This window comes from Alteromonas sp. W364 (assembly GCF_031846205.1).
Taxonomy (GTDB): Bacteria; Pseudomonadota; Gammaproteobacteria; order Enterobacterales; family Alteromonadaceae; genus Glaciecola; species Glaciecola blandensis.
This window is the reverse complement of the sequence record NZ_JAVRID010000010.1, coordinates 49855-72032: the sequence shown is the minus strand read 5'-3', so window position 1 is coordinate 72032 and position 22178 is coordinate 49855. Positions and strand designations below refer to the sequence as shown.

Genomic DNA, 22178 nt, shown 5'->3' with positions numbered 1-22178 from the left:
TATGCTTGGCGTTTTTTTTGCGCCATATTTTCATAAAAAACTTAACTCCTAGGAACTAGATGTGCAAGAATAAGCCATTAACATTTATGTAATAAATGACCAAAGGGGCGAGGGTATGCCATGTCGTTGTTGAGCTTTTTGTCAAAAATATCATCGTTGATTGATTTGATGAATCGAAAGCTAGGTGAATGGGTTAGCTATTTTACGTTTTTAATGGCCGCAATTACTTTCGTTATCGTTGTTTTACGATATGGTTTCAATCTCGGTTGGATATCCATGCAAGAATCGGTAACCTATCTTCACGCCGCTGTTTTCCTAGTAGGGTGTGCATATACTCTTCAACACGATGGGCATGTTCGTGTAGACGTATTTTATCGCCGCTTTAGTCAAAAGCGTAAAGCTTTAACCAATCTCATTGGTAGTGTTTTCTTACTTCTTCCTGTCATGATCTTTATCACTATTGTCAGTTGGCATTATGTTACTGAGTCTTGGCAAACATTAGAGGGCTCAATGGAGTCAGGTGGTTTGCCATTTCTATATATCTTAAAATCTTTTATTTTAGTATTTTCGTTTACCATGCTTTTGCAAGGTATCTCTGAAGTTATCAAACAGGTTTTCATTCTATCTGATTTAGATTCATCGGCCCCTGTCAGTAAAGACGGGAGTGATAACTAATGGAAATACTATCGCTAGTCCTTTTTCTAGTTGTATGTGTCTTTCTGTTGGTAGGTTACCCTGTGGCCTTAACATTGGCCGGTATATCACTACTTTTCTCTGGCATTGGTATTTTTTTCGGTGTGTTCGACGCGAGTTATCTGTTGGCAACACCCAGCCGTCTATTCGGTATTGTTAACAATCAAACTTTAATTGCTGTGCCACTGTTCGTTTTTATGGGGGTGGTACTCGAGCGCTCAAAGATTGCAGAAGACTTACTCGTGGCTATGTCTGCTTTGCTCGGCCGCTTCAAAACAGGGCTGGGCGTATCAGTTGTGCTTGTAGGTATGTTACTAGCTGCTAGTACAGGTATTGTTGGTGCTACGGTAGTTACAATGGGTTTGTTGTCCCTTCCAACCATGCTTAAACGGGGCTACTCAGCTTCTTTAGCCACGGGAACAATTTGTGCAACAGGAACCTTAGGTCAAATCATACCGCCATCAATTGCACTGGTGCTGCTAGGTGACGTGCTCTCAAGTGCATATCAGAAAGCGCAGCTAGACATGGGCATTTTCTCACCGGACAGTGTGTCTGTGGGCGACTTGTTTGTTGGTGCGCTCATTCCTGGTTTAATTTTAGTTGTGTTTTATCTCCTGTATTTGTGGGGCGTTAGTCGCTTCAGCCCGTCACACGTCCCCGCTCATGGTCAAGAAAATGAACATGCCGATGTGATGGAGTTACTCAAAGCCCTGTTACCACCCTTAATTCTCATTGTGGCTGTTTTGGGCTCGATACTGACTGGAAAAGCAACGCCAACCGAGGCTGCGGGTGTTGGCGCAATGGGTTCAGTATTATTAGCATTATTTAAAAAGCAGATTTCAAAGAGTAATACCAAATATGTCGTGCGAGAAACCACCAAAGTTACCTCGATGGTCTTCTTGATTCTTATAGGGGCAAGTATTTTTTCACTGGTTTTTCGCGGTTTTGGTGGTGAAGAGTTATTGAACGACTTCTTCAATGATCTGCCAGGAGGCGCGTTTACGGCCATGTTATTGGTCATGGTGGTTATCTTTTTGTTGGGCTTCATTCTGGATTTTATTGAAATAACCTTTGTCGTCGTACCCATCATTGCGCCCATTCTCATCATGATGGGGATGGATCCTATTTGGTTAGGTATTATGATTGCAGTTAACTTGCAGACCAGCTTCTTAACACCGCCATTTGGCTTTGCTTTATTCTATTTACGTGGGGTAACGGCAGACACGGTAAGAACGGAACAAATTTACAAAGGCGTGATCCCATTTATCGCCATCCAATTGTTGTTATTGGTCATTATGGCTATTTGGCCAGAAGTGATTACTTGGTTGCCTAATGTAGTCTATGGCAATAACTAAATTTAAGGAGAAAACTATGAAGCGTTCATTACACGTTTTGTTCGCAGCGGCAGCTTTTATCACACTAGCGTCGTGTGGTGGAAAAAGTGGAGAAAGCACCGATTCTGCTGTGGCGGCAGAGCCGGTAGAGACGATTAAATGGAAATTGGCGACGTCTTGGCCGAAGAATTTCCCTGGTTTAGGTAAAGGGCCTGAAACTTTTGCTGAATATGTGAATGAAATGTCTGGCGGCAGACTGGAAGTCAGAGTCTATGGCGCTGGAGAATTAGTACCAGGTTTTGAAGTGTTCGATGCAGTAGCGAGTGGCAGTGTCCAAATGGGACATGCTGGTGCTTACTATTGGAAAGGCAAAATGCCAGCGGCTCCTATTTTTACTACCATTCCATTTGGGATGAATGCGACTGAAATGAATGCTTGGCTGCACTATGGCGGTGGGATGGAGCTGTGGCGAGAACTTTATGAACCCTATGGCGTTATTCCTTTTGCCGGTGGTAGCTCAGGCACTCAGATGGCGGGCTGGTTCAAAAAAGAGATCAATAGTTTAGAAGACTTTCAAGGCTTGAAAATGCGTATTCCCGGCCTTGGTGGTGAGGTATTCAAAGAAGTGGGAGGCTTGCCAATTACCTTAACGGGTGGTGAGTTATTCACGGCCTTACAAACCGGCGCTATTGATGCTACAGAGTGGGTTGGCCCGTATAATGACCTTGCCTTTGGTTTGCACAAAGCAGCTAAGTATTATTATCACAGCGGCTGGCATGAGCCAGGTACGATGTTGGAGTTTACGGTCAATAAAGAAGCATTCGAAGCTTTACCTAAAGATCTGCAAATGATCGTTGAAGTTGCAACACGCGCTGCTAATCAGGACATGCTTGATGAATATACGGCAAGAAATCCTAATGCGATGAAGCAGTTGCTTTCAGAACATGGTATTGAAATGAGACCACTCCCTAAAGACGTAATTGAAGCCTTAAAAGTGGCAACAGCAAAAGTGATAAAACAAAAAAGATCGGATGATGAGGCTTTTGACAAGGTCTATGCATCATATGATGCTTTTTATCAAAGTGTAAAAGCCTATCACAAAATTTCAGAACAAGAATACTACGAGAATCGAGAGTAGTTCTTAGCTGTTTACTCAGAGTAAAAGGCTTCATATCAAATAAATAGACAGATTTGAGCATATTTTGGCTGCTCTGATCTGTTTATGTCTTTATTCATATTAGAATGCGCGCGTTTCATAACATCAATTAAGCACGCGATAAAAGAAGGAAGTAAAAATGGTTATTAAGCCTAAAGTGAGAGGATTTATCTGCACAAACGCACACCCTGTTGGCTGTGCAAAAAGTGTTGAAAGTCAAATCGCGTATGTAAAATCTAAAAATGTGGCAGATAAAGCAGCGCTTGCTGGTCCTAAAAATGTATTAGTGATCGGTTCTTCGACCGGTTATGGTCTCGCTTCACGCATTACCTCGGCTTTTGGATTTGGTGCAAAAACACTGGGTATTTGCTTCGAAAAAGAACCATCGGAAAGAAAAACAGGGACGGCAGGTTGGTATAATACCGCGGCATTTCATGACCAAGCTAAGGCTCAAGGCTTATACGCAGAAACGCTGAACGGTGACGCTTTTTCTGATGAGATGAAACACGCTGCAATTAAGAAAATCAAAGACGATTTGGGTCAAGTCGATTTGGTCATATATAGCCTTGCATCGCCAAGACGCACAGATCCAGATACAGGTGAAGTGTTCAAATCGACCTTGAAGCCGGTTGGGCAAGCCTACACAACCAAAACCTACGACACCGATAAAGATAAAGTCCATGAAATAACGCTAGAACCAGCGAATCAAGAAGAAATTGATAACACAGTAAAAGTCATGGGTGGTGAAGATTGGGAGCGCTGGTTGTTCATGTTGGGCGAAGCTGGTGTGCTTGCCGATGAAGCAAAAACAACAGCTTACACTTACATTGGCAAAGAATTAACGTGGCCAATTTACGGTCAAGCAACCATTGGTTTGGCAAAAGAAGATCTCGATCGCGCGGCAGCGTCGATTATCGAAAAGCTAAAAGACAAAAAGGTCAGTGCGAATGTATCTTCACTCAAAGCCTTAGTCACACAGGCTAGCTCAGCCATCCCTGTTATGCCTTTGTATATTTCGCTCATTTATAAAGTGATGAAGGAAGAAGGCACGCATGAAGGCTGTATCGAGCAAATCGAAGGTTTGTTTACCGAGCGCTTATATGCGCAAAATCCGCCTGTTGATGATATGAATCGATACCATATGGAAGAAAAAGAGACCAATGATGGCACGCAAGCCAAAATTAAGTCTCTTTGGGACCAAGTTACTCAAGAAAACTTCCATGATTTGAGTGATTACGCAGGTTATCATCAAGAGTTTTTGAACCTATTTGGCTTTGAAATTCAAGGTGTTGACTATGAGGCCGATGTAAACCCTATAGTCAATTGGTCGTAAAAGTCGCAAGACGCTTAAATCGTATCTACTTAGCGCTGTATTAAGGCTCTGCAAGGCTCACAGAGCGAGTTTTAGTCAAAAGTACAGTGCTAAGTGGAAGATTTCGTTCACAATACTTCAATAAATTTAGGCGTTTTGGTACTTTTGGCATAGCCTTTTCACCCTCATTAATGCTAAAATCCCGCCGATCATTTGCTTGATGGAAGAACAGGTTGTCATTTTCTTCATTAATGACGTAAAAGGCGTTTGCTATCAGAGTAAGATCGCGCTGACACATAATAATAAAAACCATGGATGTACGCAGGCCTTGTTAAATAGGACTGCGCTTAGACTTATGTGAAGCAAGCTAGTGTGTATATGGTACTTTGCTACATTTATCGCCCCACTCAATGCCAAGATAAATAGGCTGTCGAGGAAGGGGTAAAGGAAGCAAAGGCAAATTTTAATCGGCTTTCAGGTAGATAAGCCGATAGGCTGATTAAAATTGGTATCTTAAATTAGAGTAGTCAATTACATATGATAAAAATCAAAAAAGGCTTAAATCTTCCTATCGAAGGCGCCCCGGAACAAAAGGTCCATTCAGGTCCTGCTGTGACGAAGGTTGCAGTCCTTGGTGAAGAATATAATGGCATGCGTCCTACGATGCATGTTCAAGTCGGGGATAAAGTCAAAAAAGGGCAAATGCTTTTTGAAGACAAGAAAAACCCGGGAGTTAAATTTACCGCACCTGCAGCAGGTGAAGTAATCGAAGTTAACCGTGGGGCAAGACGTGTTTTGCAGTCCGTGGTAATTAAGATTGAAGGTGAAGACGAAGTGACCTTCCAGTCTTTCGACGACGCGGCCTTAGCTGCTGCTGAGCGTGAGACAATCGCGGAGTTACTTGTTGAGTCAGGTGCGTGGACGGCTATTCGTACTCGTCCGTTCAGCAAGAATCCTGCAGTGGGTTCAACTCCATCATCAATTTTCGTGTCGGCAATGGATACTAATCCCTTAGCTGTAGACCCTCAGATCGTTATCTCTGAGCGAAAAGACGATTTTGCATTTGGCTTGAAAGTACTCGCTAAACTAACCGACGGTAAAGTGTACGTCAGTAAAGCGCCGGGTGCTGATATTCATACTGGTGATACAAGTGTTGACGTTAATGAGTTTGCTGGACCGCATCCAGCAGGTTTAGTTGGTACTCACATTCATCACCTTGACCCAGTAGGCATGAAGAAGTTTGTTTGGCATGTGGGTTACCAAGATGTCATCGCAATCGGCTCTTTACTGTCTACGGGTAAAATCGATACGACTAAGGTTATCTCTCTCGCTGGCCCAGCAGCAACGAAGCCACGCATTGTAACAACGGTGCTTGGTGCGAGCATTGACGAAATCATTGATGGCGAGACGATTGATGGCCCAGTGCGTGCAGTATCAGGCTCCGTGTTAAATGGTACAAATGCGAATGGTCCACATGCCTATTTAGGCCGTTACCATACGCAAGTGTCTTTGTTGGTTGAAGATAAAGAAAAGCGTTTGTTCGGCTGGATTATGCCTGGCTCAAACCAGCACTCGGTCACTCGCGCATACTTGGGTCATTTGTCACCTAAAAAGTTATTCAATATGACAACACAAACCAATGGTTCTGATCGTTCTATGGTGCCTATCGGTAACTACGAACGAGTGATGCCTTTGGATATTATTCCAACTCTATTGCTTCGTGACATCATTTCTGGTGATACCGAGGGTGCAACAAATTTAGGTGCACTCGAGCTAGACGAAGAAGATTTGTCCTTATGTACTTATGTTTGCCCAGGTAAATATAACTATGGGCCGATCTTAAGAGAGTGTTTAACCAAGATAGAAGAAGAGGGTTAAGTCATGGGTTTAAAAGCATTAATTGAAAAAGTCGAACCGGACTTTGAACCAGGTGGTAAGTACGAAAAGTTCTATGCGCTTTACGAAGCAGCAGCGACCATCTTCTATACGCCGGGTAAAGTAAATTCAGCAAATACACACGTTAAGGACAGTATTGACCTTAAACGTATTATGATTATGGTATGGATGGCGACATTCCCAGCCATGTTCTACGGCATGTACAATGTCGGTTTGCAAGCGCAAGACGCTATTATTGCAGGCGGCGCAATGTATGACGGTTGGCAAGCCGGTTTGTTCCAATTTTTCGGTGGTAATTTAACTGCTGAATCTGGTGTCTTAGGCATGATGTTCTATGGTGCCTGCTTCTTCATACCTATTTATGCTACGACCTTTGTCGTCGGTGGATTCTGGGAAGTTCTTTTTGCATCAGTGAGAAAGCATGAAGTGAACGAAGGCTTCTTCGTTACCTCTGTGTTATTCGCATTGACACTCCCAGCAACAATTCCTTTATGGCAGGTTGCGCTTGGTATTACTTTCGGTGTTGTTATTGCTAAAGAAATCTTTGGTGGTACTGGTCGTAACTTCTTAAATCCAGCATTGTCTGGTCGTGCGTTCCTATACTTCGCTTATCCAGCACAGATTTCTGGTGACCAACCATGGATTGCTGCTGAATTGGCCGATGGTTATTCAGGTGCGACTTGGTTGAGCAACGCTGCTAATGGTGAAATGGACTACACTGACATGGGTCTTTGGATGAACTCATTCTTGGGTAACATCCCTGGCTCGGTGGGTGAAGTATCTAGCTTAATGATCATGCTTGGTGGTTTGTTTATTATTTATCTCGGCATCGCAAGTTGGCGGATTGTATTGGGTGTGGCGCTTGGCGTAACATTCTTTAGTACCTTACTTAACTTCTTTGCGAACGACCCTAGCTCGATCTACGCGATGCCGTTCTACTGGCACTTTGTGATTGGTGGTTTGGCGTTCGGTATGTTCTTTATGGCAACCGACCCAGTGTCAGCATCATTCACGAACCAAGGTAAGTGGATGTATGGCTTCTTCATCGGTCTAATGACGGTACTGGTGCGAGTCATCAACCCTGCATTCCCTGAAGGCATCATGCTTGCTATCTTATTTGCAAATCTATGGGCGCCACTATTCGATTACTTCGTAGCGCAAAGCAATATCAAACGGAGGGTTGCACGTGTCAGCTAAAAAAGAAACTTTAGGCAAAACTGTCGGCATCGTTGTTGCGGTTTGTTTGGTTTGTTCAATCGTAGTATCAGCGTCAGCTGTTGGCCTGCGCTCTCTACAACAAACGAACGCAGCGTTAGATAAGCAATCAAACATTTTAGCTGCGGCTGGTTTGTTGGGTGATGCAAAAACAAAGCAAGAAATTGCAGACGTATACGACGCAAAAGTTGAAGAACGCTTTGTAGACTTAGCAACGGGTGAGTATGTTGAAAACCCTGCAGCAGGTTCGGGTAAAGCATACGACATGTACGGTCGTGTATCCAAAGCAAAAGAAACCAGCGTTGCTGTTGAGGGGAGCCCTGCGGGTTTCTCACGCAGAGCCAAAGTCGCTTCTGTTTATTTGGTTAAAGATGAGTCAGGTGATGTTTCACGTCTTGTCTTGCCAGTTCACGGTAGTGGTCTATGGGACCTTATGTATGGATTCTTAGCACTCGACGCAGATGGTCAAACCATCCGTGAGCTTATTTACTATCAACACAAAGAAACACCAGGATTGGGTGGCGAAATTCAAAACCCAGAATGGCAAGACAAGTGGGATGGCAAAAAGCTGTTTGATAATGGTGAAGTTGCTATTGAAGTAAACAAAGGTGAGAACAAAGATGACCAGTATGCGGTTGATGCACTATCAGGCGCAACGCTAACCAGTAACGGTGTGCAAAACACGCTTCAGTACTGGGCAAGTGAAAATGGTTACGGTAATTACCTGAAAAAGCAATCTTGGAAATCATAAGGCAGAACAATGGCTGATACTAAAGAAATGAAAAAAGCCCTGTTTGGGCCCATATTAGACAGTAACCCTATTGCTTTACACGTACTTGGTATTTGTTCAGCACTTGCGATTACTACCAAACTTGAAACTGCATTGGTAATGTCATTGGCATTAACCTCAGTATGTGCATTTTCGAATTTATTTATCTCTCTTATTCGTAACCAGATCCCATCTAGTGTGCGGATCATTATACAAATGACCATAATCGCGTCATTGGTAATTGTTGTTGACCAAATTTTGAAGGCTTATTCTTACGAAATTTCTAAGCAACTATCGGTATTCGTCGGACTGATCATTACAAACTGTATTGTTATGGGTCGAGCAGAAGCATACGCAATGAAGTCGCCACCTGGAATGAGCTTCCTAGATGGTCTTGGTAACGGTTTAGGGTATTCATTTATCTTAATCGTCATTGGTACAATAAAAGAATTGGCTGGTTTCGGTACTATCTTAGGGTTTGAAATCCTACCATTGGTCACCAACGGTGGCTGGTATCAGGGTAACGGCTTATTGATACTACCATTTAGTTCGTTCTTCCTTATTGGCGGTATGATTTGGTTCATCCGTACAATCCGTCCAGAACAAGTAGAGCCTAAGGAATAATCATGGAACATTATTTAGCATTATTTATTAGAGCTGTATTCGTTGAGAACATGGCATTGTCCTTGTTCTTAGGTATGTGTACTTTCCTAGCTGTTTCGAAGAAAGTCGCTACATCAATGGGCTTAGGTGTTGCAGTTATCGTAGTATTAGGTATCTCTGTACCAGTTAACCAACTTATTTTCGTAAACATTCTTGCGCCTGGCGCGTTAGCGTGGGCTGGCTTCCCAGATGCCGACCTAAGCTTCCTAAGTTTCCTAACGTTTATCGGCGTTATCGCGGCCTTAGTTCAGATACTGGAAATGACACTGGACAAGTTTTTCCCTGCTTTATATAACGCATTAGGGATCTTCTTGCCGCTTATCACCGTAAACTGTGCAATATTCGGTGGTGTCGCATTCGCTGTTCAACGTGAGTACACATTCTCTGAAAGTATTGTTTACGGTATTGGTAGTGGAGCAGGTTGGGCAATTGCCATCATTCTGCTAGCTGCTGTACGTGAAAAGTTAAAGTATGCAGATATGCCAGACGGTATTCGCGGATTAGGTTCTGTGTTTATGATTGCCGGTTTGATGGCATTGGGCTTCCAGTCATTCACAGGTATTTCGCTGTAAAGCGAATAGGAGTATAGATAATGAATCAAGTAGAAATCTATCTCGGTGTAGGCATGTTTATCGCTATCGTATTAGCGTTAGTATTTATTATCATGTTTGCGAAATCGAAATTAGTGCCTGAAGGTGACGTTAAAATCACCATTAATGGCGATCCAGATAAAGTAATTACAACTTCTCCAGGTGGAAAATTGCTAGGCGCACTAGCAGAGTCTGGCATCTTCGTATCATCTGCCTGCGGTGGCGGTGGCTCATGTGGGCAGTGTACGGTTGATGTGAAATCAGGTGGTGGCGAAATCTTACCAACTGAGTTAGATCATATCTCTAAGCGCGAAGCGAAAGGCGGTTGTCGTTTGTCTTGCCAAGTTTCTATTAAGCAAGACATGGACATTGAGCTTCCGGAAGAAGTATTTGGTATCAAAAAGTGGGATTGTGAAGTTATTTCTAACAATAACGAAGCGACCTTCATCAAAGAGCTTAAGTTGGCTATTCCAGATGGCGAAAGTGTTCCATTCCGCGCCGGTGGTTATATTCAAATTGAGGCTCCGCCTCATCACGTTAAGTATAAAGACTTTGATGTACCAGATGAATACCGCAAAGATTGGGAACACTTCGGCTTCTTTGACGTAGAGTCAAAGGTTGATGAAGAAACCATTCGCGCTTATTCAATGGCAAACTATCCAGAGGAAGAAGGCATTATTATGTTGAACGTGCGTATTGCTACGCCGCCACCTAATAATCTTAGCTTGCCAGCGGGTAAAATGTCATCGTTCATTTGGTCATTGAAAGAAGGCGACAAAGTAACAATTTCTGGCCCATTTGGTGAGTTCTTCGCGAAAGATACTGATGCTGAAATGGTTTTTGTAGGCGGTGGTGCCGGTATGGCTCCGATGCGTTCACACATTTTTGATCAACTTCGTCGAATCAAAACAGACCGCAAAATGACCTTCTGGTATGGTGCTCGTTCTTTGCGTGAAATGTTCTATGTTGAAGATTTCGATATGTTACAAAAAGAGAACGAGAACTTTACTTGGCACGTAGCCTTATCTGACCCTCAACCAGAGGATAATTGGGAAGGCGACACTGGGTTTATCCACAATGTTCTATTAGAGAACTACTTGAAGGATCACCCAGCGCCAGAAGACTGTGAGTTCTATATGTGTGGTCCACCTATGATGAACGCAGCAGTAATTAATATGCTCAAAGAGCTCGGTGTTGAAGATGAAAACATCATGCTTGATGACTTCGGTGGCTAAGCGACCGGCAATGAGCAACACTTAAGCCTCGGCTTGAGCGTAAGGGAAAGGCGCATTCTACTGAGAAGCGCCTTTTTTGTTTCAGCAACTCATCGTCGCTTTACTTGGCTTGCCGAGACATTTTCCAGAGTCATACAACATTTATACTATTGAAGGTGAATTTTGAAAGCTTTATCCGTTTTTCTTTGTCTTAGCTTCTTACTTGTCGCTTGTTCGTCTCCTCAACCCAGTGAGCAAGTCATTTATGGGAAAACGATGGGTACGACCTACACTGTCAAGTTTGTAGATCCGCAAGACAATAATATTGTTTTGCCAGCGCTTAAGGCTGAAATTGACGATGCTCTCATACAAGTCAACGCCCTGATGTCGACGTACGATCCGAACTCAGAATTATCCTTGTTGAACAAAGCACCGGCAAATACCCCTTTTCCGATATCAGAGCAAACAACTCTCGTTCTAAACGAAGCTATCAGGCTGAATAAGCTAAGCTCAGGGACTTTAGATGTGACCGTTGGTCCTTTAGTCAATTTGTGGGGGTTCGGCCCTGACAAGCGTCCTGAGACCATACCAAGCCGAGAGCAACTGATGGCAGTGAGGGAGTTTGTGGGTATCGACAAGTTTACCTTGGAAAATGATGTCGTTACCAAACAACATAAGTCGGTTTATATCGATTTATCAACAATTGCCAAGGGCTATGGTGTCGATGTTGTAGCTGATATACTAGAGACAAACGATATTGATAATTATTTGGTCGAAATTGGCGGTGAAATGCGAGTTGCTGGCCAGAAAAAGAATGGTGCTTCATGGCGTGTGGCAGTAGAAAAGCCCATAAGCACGCAGCGAGAAGCTCAGAAGATATTCAGTATTGGTAATAATGCGATTGCCACATCAGGTGATTACCGGATTTATTTTGAGTATGACGGCAAGCGTTATAGTCATTTAATAGATCCAAACACCGGTTATCCAATTACACATAACTTAGTATCGGTTACTGTGGTTCATCCGTCCTCTATGACAGCAGACGGTTTAGCAACGGCCCTAAATGTAATGGGGCCAGAGAAGGCGAAAGTCTTAGCAGAACGAAATAACTTATCGGTGTTCATGGTCTTAAAAGAAGGTGAAGAGTTTGTTGAGTATTCCTCGCCGAGCTTTGAAGCACTGATACAAAATCAACAATAGCGACGCTTTAATAAACGTCACTAATTAGATAATTAATCGAGGTCAATTTGAGTACTTTCATTTTAGCATTTGGATTTTTCCTGCTGATGGTATTAGCCATGGCAGTTGGATACATTCTACAAAAGAAAACGATTGCTGGTAGTTGTGGTGGACTTGGCGCTTTAGGTATTTCTAAAGCCTGTGATTGTCCAGAACCGTGCGATAGAAAAAAAGCTCGTATGGAACGAGAAGAAAAACGACAGGAAAAAATTAAAGAGTGGCAAAACAATAAGATTTTGTAGGAGCAGCATTGAGAGGGTGAAGAAAACCTTATGGATGAATGGTAGCGATTACTTGATTAATATAGTGTTGGTCTGCTAATGCCTTCTCATCAATCCGATTAAAGGCTACTACCAGTGAGTCATGGTGAGGAGACGACTTGCTAATTGCATAGTGCGTTGGCACTGAGGTGAGATACTCTATTTGTACAATCTGCTCATATGAGGTTCTGGTTTCACTATCTAATTGATTTAGAAAGTGTATATAGGGGTTCTCATAAGATAAAAGGTGAGATGTGCGGCCATTTAAAAACAAATTTGTGGCGTTGTCCGCATTTGGCACGTCAACAAATTTATACCCCTGTTCCTCCATCTTACGTCTCTGACCTTCATAATCATAACCCCTAATTGAAGCCACTGTTTTACTGCTACTTTGCTCATTTTTCGAATAAAGATTAAGTTTGAGTTTGTCGAAGGGGATTTGGGTAAATGAGACTTTATCTTTTAAGGCATTGGTTGACTTGATATTAACAGTAAGGTCAATTTTACCTTCTTCAATACTCCGATACACTCGAGCCGGTGCTGCACAAAAAGGTTTAACTTTAAAGTTATCGCTTAAAAGAAGAGTTTGGGTAATGTCAAAGCCCGAGCCAAAACATTGCCCTGTTTCTTCATCTATTGTGCTGTAAGGTGCAAAGCCCGTTAGGCCTAGCACTATTGTGGTAGGGTCATTATCTGCTGGCTTTGCGGCCAATTGTGCAGACAACACTATGTATGTATTGAGTGATAACAACAGGATAAGGGTGAATCTAAAAAGCACTTAACTCTCCTAAAGGCACTTTTAGATAGTAGCATAAGTTTAATGAAAAATGATATGTACATGTTTTCAGCAAATGAGACGCTCTAAAATCGACCTCCTTGCTTATTTACAAACCTCACCTAGGACCTTTGCTTTTAGTAATGGTTTTTCTTCTAAATTGTTATAAACTGTCTATTTATACAGTTGTTAATAAAGTTGATGCAAGCCACAATAATGAGAAAGTTTATTCATATTGATATGGATTGTTTTTACGCTGCAGTTGAAATGCGTGACAATCCTGAGCTCCGCAATATACCCATCGCTATTGGCGGCAGTGCTGATCGACGAGGTGTGGTGTCGACTTGTAATTATCAAGCCAGAGAATTTGGTGTCCGGTCTGCAATGGCTACCGCAACTGCCTTACGCTTATGCCCGAATTTAACCTTAGTAAAAGGCAGAATGTCGGTGTACAAAGAAGTATCCGATCAAATAAAAGCTATTTACCTGCGCTACACGGATGAAATCGAACCACTCTCCTTAGATGAAGCCTTTCTCGATGTAACAGACTCTGAGTTGTTTAACGGCAGCGCGACTTACATTGCCGAAGATATCCGCCGAGCGATTGAACAAGAAATCGGATTGACGGCATCCGCCGGTGTTGCACCTATCAAATTTGTGGCAAAAGTAGCTAGTGATGAAAACAAACCGAACGGTATCTGTGTGATCGCACCCGACCAGCTTGACGAGTTTGTAAAAGCGCTACCGCTAAAAAAAATCCCCGGAGTTGGCAAGGTAACCTTAGAAAAGCTGAATAAATTGGGTCTATACAAGTGTGAAGATATCCGTACTTTTCCTATCGAAAAGCTGCACAAGCACTTTGGGAAGTTTGGCGCGTCTCTTTGGAAGAGAGCTCACGCTATTGATGAACGGCGTTTATCTACGAATAGGAAGCGCAAGTCGATTGGTGTTGAACGAACACTTGATCAAGATCTGACCAGTCTTGAAGAATGTCAGGCCGTCGTCAGCAAACTTTTACCTACCTTGATGGAACGCATCAACGCCAAACAAAGAGCGCCAATAAAATCTTTAGGTGTCAAACTTAAGTTCAGTGACTTTCAGCAAACAACAGTAGAGCAACAAGGCCTTATCGTCGATGAGCAAACATTATTCAATTTGGTGTCTAAAGCATTTCTGCGTGGGGAAGGAAAAAACGTCCGATTAGTCGGTATTCACGTATCTCTTACAGACATACTCAATACAGATCAGATGTCGTTGCCCTTGCTTTAAGCTAATTGCAATGTTACATATGCACCAAAATAAGTGCGCTATATGGCGTGCACTAACGTGTGCGAATGCATATGAACTTACAAGATGTGTAAGTAATAAACGCGCCTAATCATCCAACGGAGATTTCCATGCCTTTTCCAAAAGCAGTGTTAGAAACGAGCACAACTGGCTTAACAGATAACTATGATGCTTTTATTCTGTTGAGCAATACCTTTTCTAGTCAGTTCTACTCAGATTTGTCAGGTGCTATCCAACTTCACCAACGTTTAGACAAACGAGTAGGTGAACAGGCTGTACTCATTCCTAATCAGAGCGTCCCTGGAAATCGAGTCATACACGTGCCATCAGGTGCTTTAGATCGTGACTATGATGATGTTCGACAAATATTTGATGCGGCTAAGAATGTCGCTCAGACCCTTTTAGACTCGGGTATTCGTAAACCCTTACTTGAAGTGAATCTGCATGGCTTAAATGCGCCTTTACAAGCTACCTATGTCAATGCAATTGAAGCTGCATTTCTAGGGCTTTGCCAAGGCTTATGGCAGCCTTTGGAGGCTCGACAGGCGCTTGGAGAGAACGAAGTTGAACCACTTCAGGAGCTCGGTATTTTGCATGCTGATCCTGGTTTTGATGTTTCACGCTTGAATGCCATTGAGGCAGGCAAACGAGTAGCCAGGGATCTCTGTGGTACAGAGCCTGAGCGTATGGCTCCTCCAGGCTTTGCTGACTATTGCTTGGAGGCATTCAAGGATTCTAACGTTGAAGTCTCAGTCATCTCAGATCATGAAGCAATATTAAAGGATTACCCATTATTGCATGCGGTTGCCAGAGCGTCGATTGAGGTGGAACGTCATCGTCCTAGAATTATTCGCATGGTTTACCAGGGCGAAGGCGAAATTAACAAAACTCTCTTGTTTGCTGGTAAAGGGATTACTTTTGATACCGGTGGCGCAGACCTGAAAGTTAACGGCCATATGGCAGGCATGAGTCGTGATAAAGGCGGCGCCGCGGGTGTTGCTGGCTTCATGAAAACAGTTTCATTGCTCGCACCAAAAGGGCTGAAAGTGATTGTTGAAATCGGTGCTGTTAGAAATAGTATTGGTGCCGAGGCCTTTATACCGGATGAAATTATCACTTCTCATGCTGGTATTCGAGTGCGAGTAGGTAATACTGATGCTGAAGGGCGTATGTTGCTAGCAGATCTACTTTCACACTTACGTGAAGATGCTAAAGATGCTGTTAATCCTGAGTTATTTTCAGTGGCTACTTTAACCGGCCACGCTGCTATTGCCTTTGGTCCCTATACCGCATTAGTCGAAAATAAACCTGCTCGCGCATTAGGCGTTGCTAAATCGCTCTTCGAGCAGGGCGAATTATGCGCGGATCCAGTTGAACCCTCACTTTCTCGACGAGAAGACTTTAATTTTGTTAAGCCTCGCACCAAAGCTGATGATGTGCTGTCGTCAAATAATGCGCCATCTGTTACGACGGTCAGAGGACATCAATTCCCGATGGCATTCTTAAGCATTGCCTCCGGTCTTGATCAACATGAGGCAAATAGCACACTTCCATTGCCATATACACACGTTGATATAGCCGGTAGTGGTGTGGAAAATCTTGATTGGCAACACGGTAAGCCAACAGCAGCTCCGGTCAACGTGTTTGTAAACACTTACTTGTAGGCTAATAGAATGAACATTAGCCAGAAAGAAATTAAGCCGGGTAAGTACAAACATTATAAGGGAAAAGACTACCAAGTAATGGGTGTCGCCCAGCACTCCGAGGACGGCAGTTATGTTGTAGTATACAAACCTTTATATGGTGAACAAAGCCTTTGGGTGAGACCTTTGGAGATGTTTGCTGAGGATGTCATGATCGAGGGTGAGCCTATTCCTCGTTTTGCTTTTGTTGAATAACGTGATTACTTAAATAGATGAGATTTTTTTAGATTTAAGCAGGTCTTCTGATTGTTTAGACTATACTTCTGAAAAAAGCGCTGTTCAAAATTGATCTTAATACTGTGGATTTCGAATCTACTGTGTCGCTAGAACAAGCGTAATTACACTATGTAGTGAAAGATACAATTAGATAATACGAACATAAAACAAAAGAAATCAAGGGAACACAAGATGAAAAATTTAAGCTTGAAAGCGCTCTTCGCTTTATCAATTGGCGGCTTACTTAGCGCAAGTGCTATCGGCCAAGGGCGTTTTGATGATGTTGAAGTCAAATCTGAACCGGTAGCTGGAGCAGTTCACATGCTAGTGGGCGCTGGCGGAAATATCGGTGTTTCGGCAGGGGCTGATGGTCTCTTAATTGTTGATGACCAGTATGCTGACTTAGCCGAAAAGATCGCAGCGAGCTTGGCTGATATTAGTAAAGAGCAAACGCGTTATGTAATCAATACGCACTTTCATGGCGATCACACAGGTTCAAATGCTTTTTTCAAAACTCATAAAAAAGCGACTATTTTTGCCCATGAAAATGTGCGAGTTCGCTTAGCGGCAGGTGAAGATGCAGATCCTGCGAGCTTACCAGTGGTCACTTATGAAAAAGGTGTTAAGTTTCACATGAACGGTGAGACCATTCACGTTTTTCACCTAGCTAACGCTCACACCGATGGTGATAGTGCCGTTTGGTTTGAAGAGCCAGATGTTTTACATACTGGTGACTTATTCTTTAAAGATTGGTTCCCGTTTGTTGATTTAAACTCAGGAGGCTCTGTACCTGGCTATATTAGCGCCGTTGAGAGCTTACTAGGTATGATTGACAATGACACAAAGATTATCCCTGGTCACGGTGCTATGGCGAACAAAGCGGACTATGAGCGCTTTCTCAATATGATGAAAGAGACCTATGCTTATGTACAGGCAAAAAAGGCTGCAGGGATGAGTGAAGACGATCTAGTTGCTGCTGGGCTAGAAGAAAAATGGAAGTCTTGGGCGTGGCGTTTTATTACTGAAGAAAGATGGATCAGAACACTTTACAAGTAAACCATCCTCTTAAATTTGAAGCAGCGGTTGAAGGAGACTTCGCCGCTTTAGCTTCTTGGTTTGATAATGCCCACGCCTTACAAGAGTGGGGCGGTCCCGCTCTAAGCTTAACTCGCTCTCCTGATGACTTAATGGCACAACTTCATCAGTCTCCAGATTATTCCTCGTATGCGATACACCAAGGTAATGAAACCATTGCGTTTGGACAATTATTATTAGTGAAAGAAAGGGCGCATTTAGCTCGATTGTGCGTGAATCCAGCACGCCGGGGTGAAAAACTCGGTCTACGCTTAGTTAATGAACTTATTCAGCAAGCAGCGAAAACGATCAACTTAAAGTCTGCATCGTTATTTGTTTATGAATCTAATTATGTGGCAATTGCTTGTTATCAAAAACTCGGTTTTGTTGAAACAGTGACACCAACTGGAATATCGAAGCCTGAGCGGTGCAAATATATGATGAAACGCTGCTAGTCAGCAGCGTTTCATTTTGCGTCCAGTAAACTACTTTTGGTAAACCTGCTTACCATTAATCCATGTTTGTAATACTTCAGTTCCTCTAATTTCTTGACCCGGAATAGTAAAAATATCGCGATCAATGAAAATGAAGTCGGCGCGTTTACCCGCTTCTAATGTTCCCAAGCTGTCTTCTTGAAATGCTGAGTAGGCCGCGTCTAAGGTAAAGCCTCGAAGCGCTTCTTGCAAAGTGACTTTCTCTTCGGGGATCCAACCATCGTTTGGTACGTTTTCACCGCTTTGCCTCGTTACCGCCGCATGTAAACCATGAAAAGCGTTGGCTAATTCAACTGGGAAGTCAGAACCGAAAGCGATACGAGAACCTTGAGCTAAAAAAGTACGCCAAGCATAGGCACCTTTTAATCTTTGCTTACCAATTCTATCTTCTGCCATATTCATATCGCTGGTGGCATGAGTCGGTTGCATCGATGGAATAACATCGAGCTCTTTAAATAGCGGGATATCTTCAACCGCGACTACTTGTGCATGCTCTATACGATGACGTTTGGTGTTATCTGGCACATTTTTAAAGGTGCTTGCGAATTGCTGCAATGCTAATCGGTTCGCTCTATCTCCTATGGCATGGAAGTTCAACTGAAAACCTGACGCCAATACTTTAGAAAACAAGATCGGTAATTCTTCCTGCGGAGTAACTAATAAACCGTGATTGTCTTTGTCATCTGAATAAGGCTCGATGAGCGCTGCGCCGCGGCTTCCCAAGGCTCCGTCTCCATATGCTTTTACACTTCGGATACTCAACATATCATCATCAGATTTAACGTGCCCCGCGGCTAACATCTGGTCAATCTTCGGGTCTGTTGCAGAAAGCATGGCGTAGATCCTAAATTGGAGTGCTTTTTTATCTGCTTGGCTTTTGTAGAAATCATAGACTTGCTTGCTTATCCCCGCATCATGAACACTTGTGATACCGAGTGAAAGTAAGTGTTGTGAGGCCGCATTGAGTTGCTCGGTGAGTTGAGATTCATCTGGACTTGGGATGAGTTTTGTCACCAAGTACTCAGCATTATCGATTAGCAAGCCGGTGGGTTGGCCATTTTCATCTTTAACAATTTCGCCACCAGAGGGAGAGGGAGTGTTGGCGTCTATTCCGGCCAATTCAAGCGCAACAGAGTTTACCCAAACTGCGTGTCCATCAACTCTAGCAAGGACGACGGGGCGGTCTTTAATAACTTTGTCTAAACTGTGCTTTTGAGGGAAAGCCTTACTTGGCCAAAGAACCTGATTCCAGCCTCGACCAATTAGCCACTTGTGTTTAGCATTCGATACAGGTTGCGCACTGACAAATGACTGTACGCGTTTGACAGCTTCTTCCTCGCTCGCTGCACCACGAAGATCAATCTCTAGTAAGTTTTGTCCAAGACCTAAAATGTGGCCATGCGCATCGATAAGGCCTGGAAGCACTACTTGTCCTTTACCATCGATGTAGGTGTAGCTTTCTTTGGAAGGCTTTTCGCTCAGGTTCATCCCAGTGATAAGATCGCCGTCAAATGCAAAATTGGAAAAAGTAATTAATTCCCCCTTTTCATTTAAGGTATAACCTTTGACATCATGTATAAAGGTCTTTGCTATGCCTTGAGAGCTAAAGATACTGAGCAATAAAGTAATAATGAAGGTTATTTTGAAACGATTGTTGAGAAACTGTGCCGCTGTCATTTGTATTCCTTTTCAATTATAAGCTTGTACGTGTGCTGCGTTTACATTGCATCTGGATTAATAATGGGTGGTTGCAATAAGTAGTCAGTTTGCCAAATTTTACTCATTGAGGCTTGGCTTATATTACCACCTGACAACAGTACGAGTATTTTTTGGTTTTTGGGCTTATCTGCTATCCAAGCTGCAATTGCAGCCATAGTCATGGCGCAAGTTGGCTCAATGTGCAACTTAAGTAGATGATGAAGCCATTGAGTCCAATAAGCAATTTGAATTTCGTCGACTTCGTAAAAGTCGTCAACGGATTGCAGTATTTCGAATGTATGGGGGCCGACGCTAGGTGTTGCCGCTCCATCCGCAAGTGTATCAGGCGGACCATCCAACACTTCAATAAAGCCGCTTTGTAAACTTCTTGCAGCATCATTGGCATTCAGAGGCTCGGCGCCCACCACTTCAACCGCATCCAGTTTGCCAGCTTTGATCATATCACGAACCGTCACAATAGCACCGGAAAGCAAGCCTCCACCACCACAAGGAGCGAATACCCCATTCGGCTGTACATTCATTTCTTCTAGTTGCTGCAGAGCTTCAAGAGTAACAGTCCCTTGTCCCGCTATAATATCTGGATGGTTGAATGGCGGGATCCAAAGGCAGCCATCTTCCTCTCCTGCAGCTTCAACTGCCTGGTCTGCCTCTATACGTGTGTCAAATTGATGAACTTGCGCACCATAAAACTCTGTTGCAGCTGCTTTGATTGGAGAAATGGTGTTGGCACAATAGATATGCGCAGGAATACCAAATTGGGCAGCTGCAAAGGCTACCGCTTGGGCATGGTTACCTGAAGAGTTAGCAACAACCTTTTTAGGGAGGACCTGCCTTTCATGACATTTAGCAAGCACATTCATTGCGCCACGTAGTTTAAAGGCACCGGTTCGTTGAAGACATTCAGCTTTGAAGTAGATCTCATGTCCAAGCCAATGATTTAACAAGCGACTTTGAAAAATGGGCGTTGTTTTGACGACCTTACTGATACGTTCTTGTGCTGCAGTGATGTCAGCTATATTTATCATGCGAGACCTTGCCTTGCTTAAAATTAAAACACTTAGGTATATCTACCTACTATAAGTAAAGAATCATTATACGCAAACTACGCTTTCGTATAAGTGGCAAACGATCATTAATTTGATACTGTGGAGAGTGTGTTTTGACTTTTGTAAACGTATACAAGTGAAACTCTTCACACATTGTCAAAGGAACGACCTAGAATGCAAAATTACTGAGTATTTATTGTGAAAAAAACGCTAGTTTCAATTGTTGTGTTAACCGGCTTGCTATCCTTCAGTTATTACATGTTGGCAGATCAAGCGTTAAAGCCTCAAGCTAGCGCTTGGCTAAATTCGTTTGCCGAACAGATGAAGAACAATAACAATGCTTCGGTCAGGTTGCTTTCTTTAGGGAAATCGGACCCTAGCTATCAAAATACGATACTTGAAACCTATCATGAACGTCTTGAACAATTTAATAATAGTGAATTGCTCAGTAATGAAAAGGCAATGCAGTATCCTAATGTCTCGCAATTTGAACCATTTTTATCAAACCCTCTTTTTTGCAATTTTACCGCACCAGATTGCTTTCCTCGATTGAACGAAAATAGCGACTATTTAGGAATTGTTTTAACAGAGTTTCAGCCTGAATTACTTGATTTTATGTCTTTAATCGAGCTTGATTCTTTTGAGGCCGCCAATCCCTTTATTGCCGAGCTTAATCTTGATAATTTGATTTTCCTTTACAAATTAAAAGGAACGGAAATTTATTTTGATATTGAAAACAACAATATTCAAAAAGCCATGAATGACCTAAAAAATTTAATCGCTCTTAATAGAGTGTTTTTCGAAAAAAGTGACGATTTGCTGAATAAAATAAGTTTTTCAATTAATGCAGAAAATGTATTTCAGGCACTGCTCATCAAGCTTAAGCGAAGCGAAGAGTTTGATGCTTCTCAGTTTACTAAAGTGTTGCAACCCTTGTCTTTGGGCGAAATGTCAGTCAATCAAATTCAAGTGCGTTCCTATGCGAAGAATGCGCGATTAATCAAAGCGGGATTGGCCGCACGAAAAGTAAACACAGATCGTTCTATGTTAAGTCGATTATGGCATCGCATTATTTATAAAGAGAATATGACCCTGAACAGTATGTTCGATGATTACCTGATGCTATTGATGCCCAGTGATATAACAAAGCCCGAACTACTTACCTTTTCGGCCCTTATTGAGTCGTCGATGAGAGAGAAGGAACTCGCAAATAGTGAAAACCCTTGGTTTCATAAACTAAAAAATATTAGCAATACGACAGGCATTGCACTGAAAGATGTTGTGATGCCAAGACAGGTTGATATTTATGAGGCAATTGCCGAGCTAGATTCTCGTTTACAACTGTTGGCTTGGTTCATACAATTCAACGGAGACAGCGGCGAACTGCATGAAGAAGCAAGTTCTATCGTGAATGAATATACGGGTTTGTCTGCGACGATGATTAATGGTGACTTATGCCACTTGATTAACAAAAAACCGATTTGCGTACCAAGCCAGTAGTGGAAAATTTCTCTGATATATCA

The 22178-nt window shown here is 42.8% G+C and carries 22 protein-coding genes; 18 read left to right on the top strand and 4 right to left on the bottom strand.

Features of this window, described 5'->3' with window-relative positions; genetic code table 11:
- Positions 1-138: 138 nt before the first annotated feature.
- From RM556_RS15345 to fabV, 4 genes are all read left to right on the top strand, one after another.
- The gene (locus RM556_RS15345) at positions 139-675 is read left to right on the top strand and encodes a TRAP transporter small permease subunit (RefSeq protein ID WP_311375013.1); all 537 of its coding nucleotides are present in this window, start codon (positions 139-141) and stop codon (positions 673-675) included.
- Positions 675-2048 (top strand): TRAP transporter large permease subunit, encoded by a 1374-nt coding sequence (locus RM556_RS15340; protein ID WP_311362941.1) that lies wholly within the window; start codon positions 675-677, stop codon positions 2046-2048. The genes RM556_RS15345 and RM556_RS15340 overlap by 1 nt, the downstream gene beginning before the upstream one ends.
- A 16-nt stretch (positions 2049-2064) precedes the next feature.
- Entirely contained in the window at positions 2065-3165 is a 1101-nt protein-coding gene (locus RM556_RS15335; RefSeq protein WP_311362942.1) for a TRAP transporter substrate-binding protein DctP, read from the top strand.
- A gap of 157 nt (positions 3166-3322) precedes the next feature.
- Positions 3323-4516, top strand: a complete 1194-nt coding sequence (gene fabV, locus RM556_RS15330) for an enoyl-ACP reductase FabV (RefSeq protein WP_311375012.1) — start codon at positions 3323-3325, stop codon at positions 4514-4516.
- Positions 4517-4556: 40 nt separating this feature from the next.
- Here the strand turns inward: fabV and RM556_RS15325 are convergent, their stop codons facing one another.
- Positions 4557-4808 (bottom strand): hypothetical protein, encoded by a 252-nt coding sequence (locus RM556_RS15325; RefSeq protein WP_311375011.1) that lies wholly within the window; start codon positions 4806-4808, stop codon positions 4557-4559.
- A gap of 224 nt (positions 4809-5032) precedes the next feature.
- On the opposite strand from RM556_RS15325, the gene RM556_RS15320 reads away from it, so the two are divergent.
- The 8 genes from RM556_RS15320 (at position 5033) to nqrM (ending at position 12323) form a co-directional block, all read left to right on the top strand.
- The gene (locus RM556_RS15320; RefSeq protein WP_311375010.1) at positions 5033-6373 is read left to right on the top strand and encodes a Na(+)-translocating NADH-quinone reductase subunit A; all 1341 of its coding nucleotides are present in this window, start codon (positions 5033-5035) and stop codon (positions 6371-6373) included.
- Between the two features lie 3 nt (positions 6374-6376).
- Positions 6377-7588, top strand: coding sequence for an NADH:ubiquinone reductase (Na(+)-transporting) subunit B (locus tag RM556_RS15315; RefSeq protein WP_311375009.1), 1212 nt, complete (start codon positions 6377-6379; stop codon positions 7586-7588).
- Complete coding sequence (locus RM556_RS15310; RefSeq protein WP_311362946.1) at positions 7578-8357, top strand: Na(+)-translocating NADH-quinone reductase subunit C; 780 nt, start codon at positions 7578-7580, stop codon at positions 8355-8357. The genes RM556_RS15315 and RM556_RS15310 overlap by 11 nt, the downstream gene beginning before the upstream one ends.
- 9 nt (positions 8358-8366) lie before the next feature.
- A complete protein-coding gene (locus RM556_RS15305; protein ID WP_311362947.1) occupies positions 8367-8999 on the top strand; it encodes an NADH:ubiquinone reductase (Na(+)-transporting) subunit D in 633 nt (210 codons plus the stop codon).
- Positions 9000-9001: 2 nt separating this feature from the next.
- On the top strand, positions 9002-9610 hold the full coding sequence (nqrE, locus tag RM556_RS15300; protein WP_311362948.1) for an NADH:ubiquinone reductase (Na(+)-transporting) subunit E: 609 nt from the start codon (positions 9002-9004) through the stop codon (positions 9608-9610).
- Positions 9611-9630: 20 nt separating this feature from the next.
- A complete protein-coding gene (gene nqrF / locus RM556_RS15295; protein WP_311362949.1) occupies positions 9631-10863 on the top strand; it encodes an NADH:ubiquinone reductase (Na(+)-transporting) subunit F in 1233 nt (410 codons plus the stop codon).
- A 162-nt stretch (positions 10864-11025) separates the two neighbouring features.
- Positions 11026-12042: an FAD:protein FMN transferase gene (locus RM556_RS15290; protein ID WP_311362950.1), complete on the top strand. Its 1017-nt coding sequence runs from the start codon at positions 11026-11028 to the stop codon at positions 12040-12042.
- A 47-nt stretch (positions 12043-12089) separates the two neighbouring features.
- Positions 12090-12323, top strand: coding sequence for a (Na+)-NQR maturation NqrM (nqrM, locus tag RM556_RS15285; protein WP_311362951.1), 234 nt, complete (start codon positions 12090-12092; stop codon positions 12321-12323).
- A gap of 28 nt (positions 12324-12351) precedes the next feature.
- Here nqrM and RM556_RS15280 read toward each other — a convergent pair whose 3' ends face one another.
- Positions 12352-13119, bottom strand: coding sequence for a transporter substrate-binding domain-containing protein (locus RM556_RS15280; RefSeq protein WP_311375008.1), 768 nt, complete (start codon positions 13117-13119; stop codon positions 12352-12354).
- A gap of 213 nt (positions 13120-13332) precedes the next feature.
- Between RM556_RS15280 and dinB the strand changes: the two genes are divergently transcribed.
- The 5 genes from dinB to RM556_RS15255 all read left to right on the top strand — a co-directional run bounded on the left by dinB (position 13333) and on the right by RM556_RS15255 (position 17851).
- Positions 13333-14385 (top strand): DNA polymerase IV, encoded by a 1053-nt coding sequence (gene dinB, locus RM556_RS15275; protein ID WP_311375007.1) that lies wholly within the window; start codon positions 13333-13335, stop codon positions 14383-14385.
- Positions 14386-14513: 128 nt separating this feature from the next.
- Positions 14514-16067: a leucyl aminopeptidase family protein gene (locus tag RM556_RS15270; protein WP_311375006.1), complete on the top strand. Its 1554-nt coding sequence runs from the start codon at positions 14514-14516 to the stop codon at positions 16065-16067.
- 9 nt (positions 16068-16076) lie between these two features.
- A complete protein-coding gene (locus RM556_RS15265) occupies positions 16077-16301 on the top strand; it encodes a DUF1653 domain-containing protein (protein WP_311362955.1) in 225 nt (74 codons plus the stop codon).
- A gap of 213 nt (positions 16302-16514) precedes the next feature.
- Positions 16515-17378, top strand: coding sequence for an MBL fold metallo-hydrolase (locus RM556_RS15260; protein ID WP_311375005.1), 864 nt, complete (start codon positions 16515-16517; stop codon positions 17376-17378).
- Positions 17354-17851: a GNAT family N-acetyltransferase gene (locus tag RM556_RS15255; protein ID WP_311375004.1), complete on the top strand. Its 498-nt coding sequence runs from the start codon at positions 17354-17356 to the stop codon at positions 17849-17851. Before RM556_RS15260 ends, RM556_RS15255 begins: the two co-directional genes overlap by 25 nt.
- Before the next feature lie 30 nt (positions 17852-17881).
- On the opposite strand, the gene RM556_RS15250 is transcribed toward RM556_RS15255, so the two are convergent.
- Positions 17882-19567 (bottom strand): amidohydrolase family protein, encoded by a 1686-nt coding sequence (locus RM556_RS15250; RefSeq protein WP_311375003.1) that lies wholly within the window; start codon positions 19565-19567, stop codon positions 17882-17884.
- A gap of 41 nt (positions 19568-19608) precedes the next feature.
- Positions 19609-20634 (bottom strand): serine/threonine dehydratase, encoded by a 1026-nt coding sequence (locus tag RM556_RS15245; RefSeq protein WP_311375002.1) that lies wholly within the window; start codon positions 20632-20634, stop codon positions 19609-19611.
- A 219-nt stretch (positions 20635-20853) separates the two neighbouring features.
- Here RM556_RS15245 and RM556_RS15240 point away from each other — a divergent pair, with 219 nt between their 5' ends.
- Positions 20854-22155 carry a hypothetical protein gene (locus RM556_RS15240; protein ID WP_311362960.1) on the top strand — a complete coding sequence of 434 codons (1302 nt, stop codon included), beginning with the start codon at positions 20854-20856 and terminating at the stop codon, positions 22153-22155.
- Positions 22156-22178: the final 23 nt, after the last annotated feature.

What these genes read in the sequence shown, in the direction of transcription:
- RM556_RS15340 (WP_311362941.1), top strand. Translation starts at nt 675, where the DNA reads ATGGAAATACTATCGCTAGTCCTTTTTCTAGTTGTATGTGTCTTTCTG.
- RM556_RS15335 (WP_311362942.1), top strand. Translation starts at nt 2,065, where the DNA reads ATGAAGCGTTCATTACACGTTTTGTTCGCAGCGGCAGCTTTTATCACA.
- fabV (WP_311375012.1), top strand. Translation starts at nt 3,323, where the DNA reads ATGGTTATTAAGCCTAAAGTGAGAGGATTTATCTGCACAAACGCACAC.
- RM556_RS15325 (WP_311375011.1), bottom strand. Translation starts at nt 4,808, where the DNA reads ATGGTTTTTATTATTATGTGTCAGCGCGATCTTACTCTGATAGCAAAC.
- RM556_RS15320 (WP_311375010.1), top strand. Translation starts at nt 5,033, where the DNA reads ATGATAAAAATCAAAAAAGGCTTAAATCTTCCTATCGAAGGCGCCCCG.
- RM556_RS15315 (WP_311375009.1), top strand. Translation starts at nt 6,377, where the DNA reads ATGGGTTTAAAAGCATTAATTGAAAAAGTCGAACCGGACTTTGAACCA.
- RM556_RS15305 (WP_311362947.1), top strand. Translation starts at nt 8,367, where the DNA reads ATGGCTGATACTAAAGAAATGAAAAAAGCCCTGTTTGGGCCCATATTA.
- nqrE (WP_311362948.1), top strand. Translation starts at nt 9,002, where the DNA reads ATGGAACATTATTTAGCATTATTTATTAGAGCTGTATTCGTTGAGAAC.
- nqrF (WP_311362949.1), top strand. Translation starts at nt 9,631, where the DNA reads ATGAATCAAGTAGAAATCTATCTCGGTGTAGGCATGTTTATCGCTATC.
- dinB (WP_311375007.1), top strand. Translation starts at nt 13,333, where the DNA reads ATGAGAAAGTTTATTCATATTGATATGGATTGTTTTTACGCTGCAGTT.
- RM556_RS15270 (WP_311375006.1), top strand. Translation starts at nt 14,514, where the DNA reads ATGCCTTTTCCAAAAGCAGTGTTAGAAACGAGCACAACTGGCTTAACA.
- RM556_RS15265 (WP_311362955.1), top strand. Translation starts at nt 16,077, where the DNA reads ATGAACATTAGCCAGAAAGAAATTAAGCCGGGTAAGTACAAACATTAT.
- RM556_RS15260 (WP_311375005.1), top strand. Translation starts at nt 16,515, where the DNA reads ATGAAAAATTTAAGCTTGAAAGCGCTCTTCGCTTTATCAATTGGCGGC.
- RM556_RS15255 (WP_311375004.1), top strand. Translation starts at nt 17,354, where the DNA reads ATGGATCAGAACACTTTACAAGTAAACCATCCTCTTAAATTTGAAGCA.
- RM556_RS15250 (WP_311375003.1), bottom strand. Translation starts at nt 19,567, where the DNA reads ATGACAGCGGCACAGTTTCTCAACAATCGTTTCAAAATAACCTTCATT.
- RM556_RS15245 (WP_311375002.1), bottom strand. Translation starts at nt 20,634, where the DNA reads ATGATAAATATAGCTGACATCACTGCAGCACAAGAACGTATCAGTAAG.